Genomic DNA, 11,814 nt, shown 5'->3' with positions numbered 1-11,814 from the left:
AATCGGACTTACTACCAGGCCTTGGTCCCACGGGCCAGCTCGTACTCGCGCTCGCTCATGTTCTCGTCGGCGGCCTCGAAGGAAGCGAGAACCTCTTCGAGCGCGGCGTTCAGGTCGGCGTCGGTCATGGTGCCCACCCTTTCTTGATAGTTATTCAGACCCATCCGGTATTCCGGTGGCGAGATCAAGAGTGGCTGACCGGCAGTCGCCTCCACAACGCTTCGAAGCTGCGGGAATCCGCCATGGCGACTCTCCGCACAATTCGCGGGTCCGGGGCGGGGGCGTCGGGGTTCAGGCTTCGGGGTTCAGGCGAGGAGGGTGAGGCAGTGGGCGGCGGAGACGAGGGTGGTGTGGCGGTTCCAGCCGGCGTAGGTGCGGCCGGTGAAGTCGCGCAGGCCCACGTGGTCGGTGATGCGGGCGCAGGAGTCGTCGACGGTGGTGGGGAGGGTGGTCAGGGCGTGCAGGGCGGCGGGGTCGGTGTCGAGCTGGTTGGTGAGCCAGGTCTGGTCCGCGTCGATCAGGAGCAGGTCGTCGGACGGGCCGGCGGGGTGAAACGGGGAGCGCACCCGGACGGGCGCCGGCGCGGGGCCGGCGGCGTGCAGCGGCAGTCCGGGGTCGGCCCGGACCACGAACGGGGCTCCGGCCGCCCGGAGGCGGTGGATCGCCCGCACGGCGTCGGTGTCGGCGGCCAGGACCAGGGGGCGGCGGACGGACGGTCCGGTCATCCCGGCGACCAGGTCCAGGTAGGCCTCGATCGCGGCGTCGACGTACGACTCGGCGGTCCGGTCGTCGGGGATCCCGCCCTGGGCGCGCCGCGCGGGGTCGTCCAGCCAGTCGTGGGTGAGCAGCAGCCGCCAGCCCACCGGGTAGCACCGGCCCCGGGAGGCGGCCCAAAGTCCCACCGCGTACTGGGCGTTGAGCACCTGGCCGAGGGTGGGGACGTAGCGCTGGTGGACGCCGACGGTGTTGTCGCCCTCCTTGGGGATCACCAGCGGGCGCACCACCCAGGCGTCCGGGACGGCGGTGGCCGTCATGTGCCGGGCCAGCGCCCGGCGCATGGGCCGCCAGTCCCAGGTGGAGCAGCTCGCGAAGTGGTGCAGCCGCTGTTCGAGGTTGGCGTCGCCGCCGAGGCTCGCGGCCATGTTCCGGAACGACTTGCGGCCCTCGGTGTCCAGCAGGCCGCGGATGTAGTCGCGCCCGGTCCGGCGCTGGTCGCTGCGCGGCAGCGACGCGAAGAGTCGGTCGCACAGCTCGGCGAGCGCGGCCTGCCGTCCGGTGGTACGGGTCATCGCGTGCCCCCTGGCTCGGAGTCGTGGGGTTCGGAAACGGAGGTGAGCGGTGCGCTCGCCCCCGGGGGTGGGGCGAACGCACCGCTCGATCGGGGACCCGGGGATCCGGGTCAGGCGGCTGAGTCCGCCGGGCGGGTCCGGAAGGCGCCGGCGCCCGCGAAGATCGCGAAGGCGGCCAGCAGGGCCAGGACCGTGAAGCCGGCGACGCCGTAGAAGCCGTCGAACCGGGTGAGCAGGACGCCGCCGACGATGCCGCCGATGGTGGTGCCGGCGTAGAGCGCGGTGGTGGCCAGCGAGGAGACCGTGCCGCGGGCCGCGCTGGTCTGCGAGATCAGCATCGCCATGAAGATCGGGTAGTTGAGGCCGAGGACGGCCGAGCCGAGGGCGAGCAGGACGATCGCGGTCGCCAGGTTGGGGGCGAACGGGACGGCGCCGTAGATCACGACCAGCGCGGTGAGCGCGAGGACGAGCGTGCGCTCCTGGCCGAGCCGCTTGATCAGGTGGCTGCCGAACAGCGAGGTGATCGCCATGCCGGTGCCGAGCGCCATCATCGCGGCGCCGATCGCCGAGATGCCGAGGTCGAAGTCCTTCTCCAGCCAGGTGCCGATGAAGGAGAAGGTCTCGAACACGCCGGTCTGGTAGGCGAGGTAGGCGACCAGGTACCAGGTGAAGGTCTTGGAGCGGAACAGCGAGGCGTACGTCTCGAAGAACCCGGTGCGCGTCGCCGCCGCGGGGGCCGGGACGGACGGGAAGACCCGCCAGAGCACCAGCCACGCGATCGCGGCCAGACCGGCCACCGCGATGAACGGGACGTGCCAGGACGAGGCCGCCAGCCAGCCGCCGATCGGCACGCCGACCACCTGCGAGACGGACATGCCGGCGCCCGCGAAGCCCATGGTCTTGACGATCGCGTCGCCCGGGACGAGGACCGGGATGGACGCCCAGATCTGCGGGGTGACGAGCGCGGCCGACATGCCGGCCAGCAGCCGGAAGAGGATCATCGTCCAGAAGCCCTGGGCGGCGGCGCACAGCGCGGTGGCGACGATGAAGCCGGCGAAGCCGAGCAGCAGCACGGCGCGGCGGTCACGGCCGTCCGACAGCGGGCCGGCGACCAGGGCGAAGAGGGCGAAGCCGAGGGCGTAGGCGCTGACCATCCAGCCGGAGACGCCGGTGGAGACGTCGAAGCTCTGGGCCAGCGTCGGGAGCATCGGGGCGACGAGGAAGGTGTCGGTGCCGATCACGAACATCGTGGCGAAGGCGAGCCAGGCGATCGCGCTGCTCGACACCGGTGGTGCGGCGCTCTTGGCCGCGATGTTCGGGGTCTGGGTCGTACTCATGGGGACACCACCGAGGGGGGTTCAGGGGACGGACGGGTGAGGGGATCGCGGCTAGCGGGCGGCGGGCTTCTGGCCCCAGCCGGAGTAGACGAGGGTCGACACGTCCGGCGCGGGGTGGCTCTCCAGCACCAGCCGGGCGCCGTCGAGCTGTTCGGACGTCACCAGACCGGCGCCGACGAGGCGTTCCTCGCTCTGGACCAGGCGGATGCGCAGGAGTTCGTCCTGGTCGCCGGTCACGCCGAGGCCGCCGGGGGTGACGGCCACGTCGACCGACTCGCAGCCCGCCGCGGTCAGCGCGGCCGGGATCCGGCGGGCCCAGGCCAGGTCGATGCCCTGGGCGGCGAGGGCCGTCGTCCAGGCGCCGTTGGCGGCGCGCCAGTGCGGGTAGGGGGAGTCCTCGGCGGGGAGGAAGTAGACGTCCTCGATGACCAGCCAGCCGCCGGGGGCGAGCCAGTTCAGGGCGCGGCGCAGGATCTCCTCGCGGTTCGGGAGGTGCATGAACACGGCCCGGGCGTGGATCAGGTCGAAGGAGTTCGCCGGGAACTCCTCGCTGGTGACGTCCATGCAGCGGACGTCGAGGTTGGCCGCCCGGTCCGGCTCGATGAACCGGGGGTCGATGTCCGCGGCGACGACCGAGCCGCCCGGCACCCGGCCGGCCAGCCAGTAGGCGACCGAACCGGCGCCCGCACCCAGCTCCAGGCAGCGCCAGTCGGGCCGGATGCCCAGGCGGTCGAGCACCGCCACCGTGCCGGGGTCGTACGTCTTCTCCAGCAGCTGGAGCCGGGTCAGCTCGGTGGGGAGGTCCTTGCTCAGCAGCCCGGAGGTGTAGGCCTCACCGGTGATCAGGACGTCGGGGTGCACGGGGTCGGGGTACGTGGTCATCGCGGATGCCTTTCGTGGTGGGTGGGCTGCCGGGGTGCGGACCGCTCGGGGGCCGGTCGTCGGGGCGCGCCGGGACGTCTGGACGTCGGGACGGGACGTCGGGACGTCGGCGCGTGAGGACGTCAGGCCTCGACGAAGTAGCCCGAGGAGTGCAGGACCCGCAGCCAGGTCCCGTCCGGCTGGCGCCGGGCCACCTGGTAGCGCCCGCGGCTGTCGTCGGCCGGGTGCGAGGAGGTGAGCGCGAGGTCGCCGGTGACCAGCGTGGGCAGCGGCTCCTCCATCTCGAAGTGCGAGAAGCGCTTGAGCATCTCCGCGAAGGCCGCCCGGATGGCCTCCCGGCCGACGTGGTTGCGGCCGATCGGGAAGGCCATCACCGCGTCGGGCTCGTAGAGTTCGGCGAGGCCGTCGGCGTCGCCGGCGTTGGCCAGCTCGACCCACAGCCGGGCCAGATCCTCGGGCTGGTGGGCCTTCTCGCGGGTGGTGTCGGCGTTCACAGGTCCTGGTCCCTTTCCTGGGATCGGCGGGGGCTCGGTGCCCCCGGGGGATCACGCGCCGGTCAACCCTCTGGGGTCGTAGACCGCGCGCAGACTGGTGATCTGTCCGTGCTCGACCCGCATCCAGTTGGCGACCGGTGTCGGGTCGGCGACCGAGGTGTGCAGGTCGAACCACGTCAGGACGTCGTCGCCGCTCACGAACACCTTCCGGACGACGAGGTCGACCATGATGTCGGCCACCGCCTCCAGTGCTCCGGCGACGGCGTCGGCGCTGCCGTGCTCGGCGAGCGGGCCCGCGTAGTGGACCTCGTCGGCGAGCAGCGGGCGGAGGGCTGCGAAGTCCCTGGTCCGCCAGCTGGTGAAGTAGGCGTCGGCCACGGTCGCGGCGTCATCTGCCATGTCGTCTCCTGGGGTTCGGCGGAGCCGGAGCGTTTCTCCGACGGGCCGTCCGGCCCCGCTCGACGAGTCTGCTCCGGGGGCGCCCCGCCGGGCGACGGCGGCCGGGGGACTATGTCAAGTCGGTCCCCGGGGGGCGCGACAGCACTTCCGACCGGCAAACCGAAGGCCCCGGCCGTGGGGCCGGGGCCTGGGGGGAATACGGCTGTTACGGCTGGAGCCGGCGGGTCGTCCAGCCCTCGCCGTCGCGGTCGAAGCGCAGCCGCTCGTGGACGCGGTCCGCCCCGTTGGCCCAGAACTCGACGCCGTCGAACCGCAGCAGGAAGGCGACGTAGCTCTCCGGGCGGGGCATCGGTCCCGCCGTGGACAGGCGGTTGACCTCCGCCCGGAAGGCGGCCATGTCGAGCATCTCCTCGCTCTGCCGGGAGGTCACCGACGCGGCGTGGGTGAACAGCGGGCGTTCGAGCCACTTGGCCTCGGCGACGTCGGTGCCGAGCAGCTCCACCCCGCCGCTGATCGAGATCTGCTGGCTGGTCTCGCGCCAGTACAGGACGCCCGAGGCGTACGGGTTCTCGGCGAGCTCGCGGCCCTTCTGGCTGTTCAGGTGGGTCGCGAAGACGACGCCCTCGTCGGTGATCTCGTTGATCGAGACGATCCGGGTCGAGGGGCGGCCCAGCTTGTCGGCGGTGGCCAGCGCGAGCGCCCTCGGTTCGCGGACGCCGAACCGCACCGCCCGCTCGTACCAGGCGCGGAACAGGCCGGCCGGACCGGGCGGCGGGTTGTCGTACTCCGGGAACGCGATGTCGATCGTCCCGGTCAGGGTTTCGGACCTGCCCCCCATGGTGGGCCTCCTCTTGTGTGTCGTCGGCTCGAAGTGCGACGTGCGAAGTGCGGTGGACGCCGTCCGGCGTCAGATGAAGGCCGTGCCGTGCGCGAACACCGCGCCCCGGCCGCCGACCTCGACGGAGTCGACGCGGCCGGCCACGGCCTCGGCGCGGGCGAGCATCAGCGACGGGCGGCCGAGCTCGACGCCCTGGAGGATCTCGATCGGGCGGCCGTGCTCGATCAGCCCGTGCCGGGCCAGGTGGATCGCGAGCGGGCCGGCCGCCGAGCCGGTCGCCGCGTCCTCGACCACGCCGTAGGCGGGCGAGAACATCCGGCTACGCCACTGGCTCCCGGCCCCGGCGAAGCAGTTGGCGGCCATGTCCGGGAAGGCGGACAGGGCCCGGTGGTCGGGGTGGGCGGCCGACAGGGCATCGACGCTCTCGAAGCCGACGAAGACGTGCCGGGGGCCGTTGCGGTAGATCTCGACCGGCAGGGTCGAGCTCTTCACCCCCAGGGCGTCGAGGAGTTCGTCGGCCCGGTCGAACGGCTCCCAGGTGGGCACCGGCTGGCGCATCCGGGCGCCGACCGTGGCGCCGTCCACCCGGTCCAGCTCGAAGGGGATGACACCCATCGCCGTCTCCAGGCGCAGCCGCTCGGCCTCCGTCTCGGCGCCGAGGGCGATCGCGGTGCCGAGCAACGGGTGCCCCGCGAAGGGGAGTTCGTTGACCGGGGTGAAGATCCGGATCCGGGCGTCCCCGCCCTCGCGGGGGGTGAGCACGAACGTCGTCTCGGACAGGTTCATCTCTTTGGCGATGCGCTGCATGCGCTCGGCCGGCAGGTCGTCGGCGTCGAAGAAGACGGCCACGGGGTTTCCGCGCAGCGGTTCCTCGGCGAACGCGTCCACCACCACGTACCGGTGCATCTCTGGTTCTCCAACTCGTGTATGGGCTGAGGGTCGTGCGGCCGGCGGCAGTGGTCAGACGCGCAGGACCTCGCGGACGGCCTCGGCGACGATCCGCGGGCCGTTCTGGGTGAGCACGGACTCGGCGTGGAACTGCATGGACGCGAAGTGCGGGCCGCGCAGCGCGTGCACCTCGCCGGTGTCGCGGTCGCGGCTCACCTCGACGACGCCGACGCCGTCGGCCTCGACCTTGTCGTCGTCGCTGACGGCGGCGAAGGTGTTGTAGAAGCCGACCCGCTCCCGCGCGCCGAACAGCTCGATCTCCTTCTGGACGCCCTGGTTGGGCACGTCGCGCCGGCGCAGCGGCAGGCCGAGGCTCAGGCTGAGCACCTGGTGGCTGAGGCAGACGGCGAGGAAGGGGCGGCGTTCGGCGAGCAGGGTGGCGACGGCCGTGCGCAGGTGGTCGATCTTCGGGTGGCCGGCCTCGCTCGGGTCGCCCGGTCCCGGTCCCATGACCACGAGGTCGTAGCCGTCGAAGCTGTAGTGCTCGTCGAAGCGCCGCACGGTGACGGACAGTCCGACGGAGGACAGCTGCTGGGCGATCATCGCGGTGAAGGTGTCCTCGGCGTCGACCACCAGTACTTCGCGCCCGGCCAGTTCGGGCTGCGGGCGGGTGCGGCCGCCGCTCTCGCGGAGCCAGAAGTCGGCGATGGTGTCGTTGCGGCTGGCCAGCGCGGCGCGGACGTTCGGGTGGTCGCGGAAGCGCTCGGCGCCGCCGTCCTCCAGGGCGGCGATCAGGCCCGCGGCCTTGGCCCTGGTCTCGGCGGCCTCGGCCATCGGGTCGGAGTGGCGCACGAGCGTGGCGCCGACGCCGATCCGCACCCGGCCGGTGGCGTCGATGTCGGCGGTGCGGATCAGGATCGCGGAGTCGAGCCGGCGCTCGCCGCGCCCGTCCCGGCCGATCAGGGCGGCGACGCCGCTGTAGTAGCCGCGCCCGCCCGGCTCGTAGCGGTCGATGACCCGGCAGGCGCTCTCCAGCGGGCTCCCGGTGACGGTCGGGGCGAACAGCGTCTCGCGCAGGACCTCCCGGACGTCGCGGTCGGTGCGGCCCTCGATGAAGTACTCGGTGTGCGCGAGCCGGGCCATCTCCTTGAGGTACGGGCCGATGACCCGGCCGCCCTCGGGGCAGATCCGGGACATCATCTTGAGTTCCTCGTCCACCACCATGTACAGCTCGTCGGCCTCCTTGCGGTCGGCGAGGAAGTCCATGACCTCGGGCAGGGTGGGGCCGCCGGCCGGGTAGCGGTAGGTGCCGCTGATCGGGTTCATCACGGCGAGGCCGTCGTCGAGGCTGATGTGCCGCTCGGGCGAGGCGCCGACCAGGGTGCGGTCGCCGGTGTGGATGACGAAGGTCCAGTAGGCGCCGCTCTCGCGGCGCAGCAGGCGGGCGAAGAACGCGAGGGCGCTGTGCAGCCCGTAGTCGGTGATGTCGGCGACGAAGGAGCGCTTGATGACGAAGTTGGCGCCCTCGCCGTCGCCGATCACCTCGGCGATGACGCGGCGGACGGTGTCGGCGTACTCGGCGTCGTCGACGTCGAAGTGGCCTCCGGCCAGGTCGGTCGGCACGTCCGGGATGCGGGCGAGCGCCTCGGCGACGGGCACGGTGCGCTGGCCGGTGACGGTCAGGGCGACCAGCGGGGTGCCGTCGTCGGGGGCGGCGAAGCCGCGTTCGGCGATCTGGCCGTACGGGATGAGGGTGAGGACCTCGTGGTGGGGCCCGGCGGCGGGGGTCCGGTCGTCCGGGAGCGGGATGCCGGCGAGGGTGGCCGGGGCGGACACCTCGCCGAGCAGCACCTCCAGGAGGTGGGGGCCGGTCGCCTCCGGCCGGTGGAGCAGGGCGAACGGGCCCGGGTCGGGGCCGAGGACGCGGCCGAGCAGGTCGGGGCCGCCGGTGGCGCCGGTCATGCGACGACCTCCTTCGTGGTGACGACCATCGCGCAGCGCTCGGCCGCGTAGCGCAGGGCGAGCGCGTGGTACTCCTGGGAGAAGTCGGCGACCGCGTCGGCCACCAGGAACGCCCGGATGTCGTTGGTGTAGGCGTCGGCGGCGGTCATGAGGACGCCGACGTGCGCGTAGACGCCGCAGACGATCAGCTGGTCACGGCCCGCGTCGCGCATGCGCTGGAGCAGGTCGGTGCGGTGGAACGCGCTGTAGCGCCACTTGGTGAACACCCAGTCGCCGGGCTCCGGGGCGAGTTCGTCGACGACCTCGCGGTCGGCGGGGTCGGTGCGCATGCCGGGGCCCCAGAAGTCCCGGAGCAGGCCGCGCTCCTCCTCGGTCATGCCGCCGGGCTGGGCGGTGTAGGCGACCGGGACACCGTGCGCGACGCTCCAGGCGCGCAACTGTGCGGCGTTGCGCACGAGTTCGGCGCGCACGGTGTCCGGGAAGGGCTTCAGGAAGTACCGCTGGAGGTCGTGGACGAGCAGGACCGCGCGGTCCGGGTCGACGTCCCAGCGGACGGTGTTGGCCGGGAGGTCGCCGGCCGACGGGAGCGGGTAGGGATCGATGGGCGGGATGCCAGCCATGGCGTTGCCTCCAGTTCGTGGCTGCTCCGGGGGTGGGCGGGTTCAGACGGTCCAGGCGGAGACGACGTCGAGGGCCTGGCCGGGGTTGAGCCGCGGGTCGCACAGGCTCGTGTAGACCTCGCCGACCCGGTCCAGGGCCGCGTGGTCGGAGGCGCACTCGGTGACGTCCTCGGGGGTGGTCTCCAGGTGCAGGCCGCCGGCGACGCCGCCCGCGGCGGTGACCGCCCGGACGAAGCCGCGCACCTCGTGGGCGACCGTCTCGACCATCCGGGTCTTGTTCCCGTCGGGCGCGGTGACGGTGTTGCCGTGCATCGGGTCGGCCAGCCAGATCACCGGGTGGCCGGCCGCGCGGACGGCCTCGACGAGCGCGGGCAGCCGTTCCTCGACCAGGTCGGCGCCCATCCGGGCGATCAGGGTGAGGCGGCCGGGCTCGCGCTCCGGGTCCAGCCGGGCGCACAGGGCGAGGAGTTCGTCGGGGGTCATGTTCGGGCCGACCTTGCAGGAGACCGGGTTGAACACCTCGGCGAGCAGGGCGACGTGGGCGCCCTCGACCTGCCGGGTCCGCTCCCCCACCCAGGGCCAGTGGGTGGAGCCGAGGAAGACCTGCCCGTTGTCGTCCTGGCGGAGCATCGGGATCTCGTAGTCCAGCAGCAGGGCCTCGTGGCTGGTCCAGATCGGCAGCTGGATGCCGTCGCCCTCGGCCCGGCCCTTCCAGCCGAGGTACTCCATCATCTCGTTGGCGGCCATGTAGCCGGCCAGGATGCGCAGCGGGTCGGGCTGGCGGCTCTCTGCGTCCGGCTCCGGGCTGTTGATCATGTCGCCGCGGTAGGACGGGATCTCGACGCCCTCGTGCAGTTCGGTGGGCTTGGAGCGCGGCTTGGCGAACTGCCCGGCGATCCGGCCGACCCGGACCACCGGCTTGGCGGTGATCAGGCGCAGCGCACCGGCCAGGAGGTCGAGCAGGGCGGTCTTGCGGGCGACGTAGTCCGGGGTGTGCTCGTTGAGGTCCTCGGCGCAGTCGCCGGCCTGGACGATCAGGGCCTCGCCGCGGGCGACCCGGGCCAGGATGGCGCGCAGGGAGCGGATGTCGTCGGCTCTCGCGAGCGGCGGCCGGGCGGCCAGCGTCTCGTGGACCCGCCGCACCTGCGAGGCGTCCGCCCACTCGGGCTGCTGCCTGGCCTCGCGGAAGCGGATTTCGCGCAAGACGTCTTCGATGCTGTCTTCCATGCTGATCTCCAATTCGGTGGAGCCGCGGTCAGGTCGGAATTCCCTCGCGCCGGATCTGCGGCACCGGAATGCCGAGGGCGCGCAGCTGCTCGAAGGGGTTCATGAATTCGCGGTTCTGCCTGATCTTCCCGTCGACGAATTCGAAGGAGTGCAGGAAGTGGTTCTGGTAGTAGCCGTCGGGGTACCCGGGGAAGCGGATGGCCCCGCGGCCGTCGCACTCGACCCAGAAGAAGTTCGGGTCGTCGGTGCCGAAGATCCGGATGTTGTACCACTCCCAGTCCGGGAAGCACTTGAGCGACCACACGGCGTGCTCGGCCAGCCGGTCCCGGCCGTTGATGGCGATCGGGGCGCCGGTGTCGGTGGTCCACAGGCCGCCGCTGCCGTCCTCGGTGAACAGCTCGTGCCGGCGCAGGCGGTCCTCGCCCCGGGTGTTCATGTACTTCTCGACGACGGCCCGGTTCCTGGCCCGGAGCTCCTCGTCGGCGGCGAACCCCTGCGGTCCGGTGGTGTCGGACATGCCTGCCCCCTCGCGGTGGATGTGCGGTGGTTTCCGTTTCAAGCATGTGCAGCCTAGGTCAGGCAGGGGTGTGCAAAAAATGTCCTGACGGCCGCTCCCGGAATGTTCACAACTGGTTCCGCGGGCCGTCCGTGCGAGCCGTTTTCGGGAATGCCGAAATGCCCGCTCCCAATTCCCCGGGAACGGGCTGGACGGTGGGGTTCCTCAGCGGGCCGGGCCCGCCAGGGCGTCGGCGAGGGCGCTCCACTCCGCGCTGCGGCGCGCGGCGACCTCCCGCACGAGGGGCGCGGCGTGGGCGGGCAGCGCGGCGACGATGCACTGCCACTGCCCGGGCGGCAGCTCCGTGGTGAGCAGCATGCGCAGCAGGAGACGGCCGGAGTCGGTCGCCTTGAGGGCGGGGTCCCGGACGAGCCTGCGCACCTGCGTGCCGTCGTCGCGCACCGGCTCGGCGACGGCCCGCCGGGGCTCGCGGGGGACGGCGGGCACGCAGCGGCGGCGCCGCTCGGGCACCGGGTCCAGGCCGCAGCTCAGCCGGTCTCGGACGTCCCGGACGGTGCCGACCGACACCCCGGACTCGCGGGCCAGTTCGCGCAGCGACGCGCTCGGGTCGGCCTCCAGCAGGGCGGCGGCGATCCGGCGGCCCTCGGCGCTGTTGAGCGGACGCACGCTGCCGTCCCGGCCGAGCCTGGCGTGCAACTGCGGAATCTCCTCAACTGCACACCGCCGCAGCTTGCCGACGGTCTTGCCGCTGAGCCCGGTGCGCTCGGCGATGGCGCGGTCGGACCAGTGCGGGTGGGTGCGCAGGATGCGGCCGGCGGCGGTGCGGCGCTCGGCCCGGGTCAGCGGGAGGCCGTGGCGGACGTTCAGTTCGACGGACAGGACGTAGGCGTCGGCCTCGCTCCCGTCGAACCAGCGGACCGCGATCTCGCGGCGGCCGCGCAGCGCGGTGGCGGTGAGGCGGTGCATGCCGTCGATCACCCGCATGGTCTCGCGGTGGACCAGGATCGGCTCGAACTCCCGGTCGGACTCGACGAGTTTGCGGACGTGCTCGGCGTCCTGCCGCTCGGCGCGCGGCGAGTCGGAGGGGTGCAGGCGGTCGAGGGGTACGGACGTGGAGTCGGCGGCGATGCCGGGCACGCCGGTGGTCGGGTTGCTGGCGGTGGTCACGAAGCGCTCTCCCCGTTGGCCGGCGCGAGGCCGGCACGATCGCTGTCCTCGTGATCGTGCCGTACGCCGGTAGGTGGGGCCAACCGGATGGGCGGGACTCCGTCAGATCCGGGGGAATCCGTCAAGTCGGCCGTTCACCAGGGGATTCGCCGGGCACGGGCGCCCGGCCGGGGGGTGGTACGGGGGCGGGCCGC

Annotated in this window: 13 protein-coding genes; all 13 read right to left on the bottom strand. The window is 72.7% G+C overall.

Annotated elements, in window-relative coordinates:
- Nucleotides 1-11: 11 nt before the first annotated feature.
- Nucleotides 12-137 carry a hypothetical protein gene (locus AB0O00_RS07440; protein WP_363649149.1) on the bottom strand — a complete coding sequence of 42 codons (126 nt, stop codon included), beginning with the start codon at nt 135-137 and terminating at the stop codon, nt 12-14.
- Between the two features lie 168 nt (nt 138-305).
- Nucleotides 306-1,289, bottom strand: coding sequence for a transposase (locus AB0O00_RS07435; protein ID WP_363649148.1), 984 nt, complete (start codon nt 1,287-1,289; stop codon nt 306-308).
- A 110-nt stretch (nt 1,290-1,399) separates the two neighbouring features.
- Nucleotides 1,400-2,626, bottom strand: a complete 1,227-nt coding sequence (locus tag AB0O00_RS07430; RefSeq protein ID WP_363649147.1) for an MFS transporter — start codon at nt 2,624-2,626, stop codon at nt 1,400-1,402.
- Nucleotides 2,627-2,677: 51 nt separating this feature from the next.
- Nucleotides 2,678-3,508 carry a methyltransferase domain-containing protein gene (locus tag AB0O00_RS07425; RefSeq protein ID WP_363649146.1) on the bottom strand — a complete coding sequence of 277 codons (831 nt, stop codon included), beginning with the start codon at nt 3,506-3,508 and terminating at the stop codon, nt 2,678-2,680.
- A 122-nt stretch (nt 3,509-3,630) separates the two neighbouring features.
- Nucleotides 3,631-4,002: a nuclear transport factor 2 family protein gene (locus tag AB0O00_RS07420; protein ID WP_363649145.1), complete on the bottom strand. Its 372-nt coding sequence runs from the start codon at nt 4,000-4,002 to the stop codon at nt 3,631-3,633.
- A 51-nt stretch (nt 4,003-4,053) separates the two neighbouring features.
- On the bottom strand, nt 4,054-4,401 hold the full coding sequence (locus AB0O00_RS07415) for a nuclear transport factor 2 family protein (RefSeq protein ID WP_363649144.1): 348 nt from the start codon (nt 4,399-4,401) through the stop codon (nt 4,054-4,056).
- 205 nt (nt 4,402-4,606) lie between these two features.
- The gene (phzG, locus tag AB0O00_RS07410) at nt 4,607-5,239 is read right to left on the bottom strand and encodes a phenazine biosynthesis FMN-dependent oxidase PhzG (RefSeq protein WP_363649143.1); all 633 of its coding nucleotides are present in this window, start codon (nt 5,237-5,239) and stop codon (nt 4,607-4,609) included.
- 69 nt (nt 5,240-5,308) lie between these two features.
- Entirely contained in the window at nt 5,309-6,145 is an 837-nt protein-coding gene (locus AB0O00_RS07405; protein ID WP_363649142.1) for a PhzF family phenazine biosynthesis isomerase, read from the bottom strand.
- 54 nt (nt 6,146-6,199) lie between these two features.
- Entirely contained in the window at nt 6,200-8,089 is a 1,890-nt protein-coding gene (locus tag AB0O00_RS07400) for an anthranilate synthase family protein (RefSeq protein ID WP_363649141.1), read from the bottom strand.
- The gene (locus AB0O00_RS07395; protein WP_363649140.1) at nt 8,086-8,709 is read right to left on the bottom strand and encodes an isochorismatase family protein; all 624 of its coding nucleotides are present in this window, start codon (nt 8,707-8,709) and stop codon (nt 8,086-8,088) included. The genes AB0O00_RS07400 and AB0O00_RS07395 overlap by 4 nt, the downstream gene beginning before the upstream one ends.
- Before the next feature lie 42 nt (nt 8,710-8,751).
- Nucleotides 8,752-9,924: a 3-deoxy-7-phosphoheptulonate synthase gene (locus AB0O00_RS07390; RefSeq protein WP_363649162.1), complete on the bottom strand. Its 1,173-nt coding sequence runs from the start codon at nt 9,922-9,924 to the stop codon at nt 8,752-8,754.
- 40 nt (nt 9,925-9,964) lie between these two features.
- Nucleotides 9,965-10,453, bottom strand: coding sequence for a PhzA/PhzB family protein (locus tag AB0O00_RS07385; protein WP_363649139.1), 489 nt, complete (start codon nt 10,451-10,453; stop codon nt 9,965-9,967).
- Nucleotides 10,454-10,657: 204 nt separating this feature from the next.
- Entirely contained in the window at nt 10,658-11,620 is a 963-nt protein-coding gene (locus AB0O00_RS07380; RefSeq protein WP_363649138.1) for a ParB N-terminal domain-containing protein, read from the bottom strand.
- Nucleotides 11,621-11,814 lie beyond the last annotated feature (194 nt).

Source organism: Kitasatospora sp. NPDC093558, assembly GCF_040683475.1.
Lineage (GTDB): Bacteria > Actinomycetota > Actinomycetes > Streptomycetales > Streptomycetaceae > Kitasatospora.
This window is presented reverse-complemented; position numbering and strand designations above follow the sequence as displayed.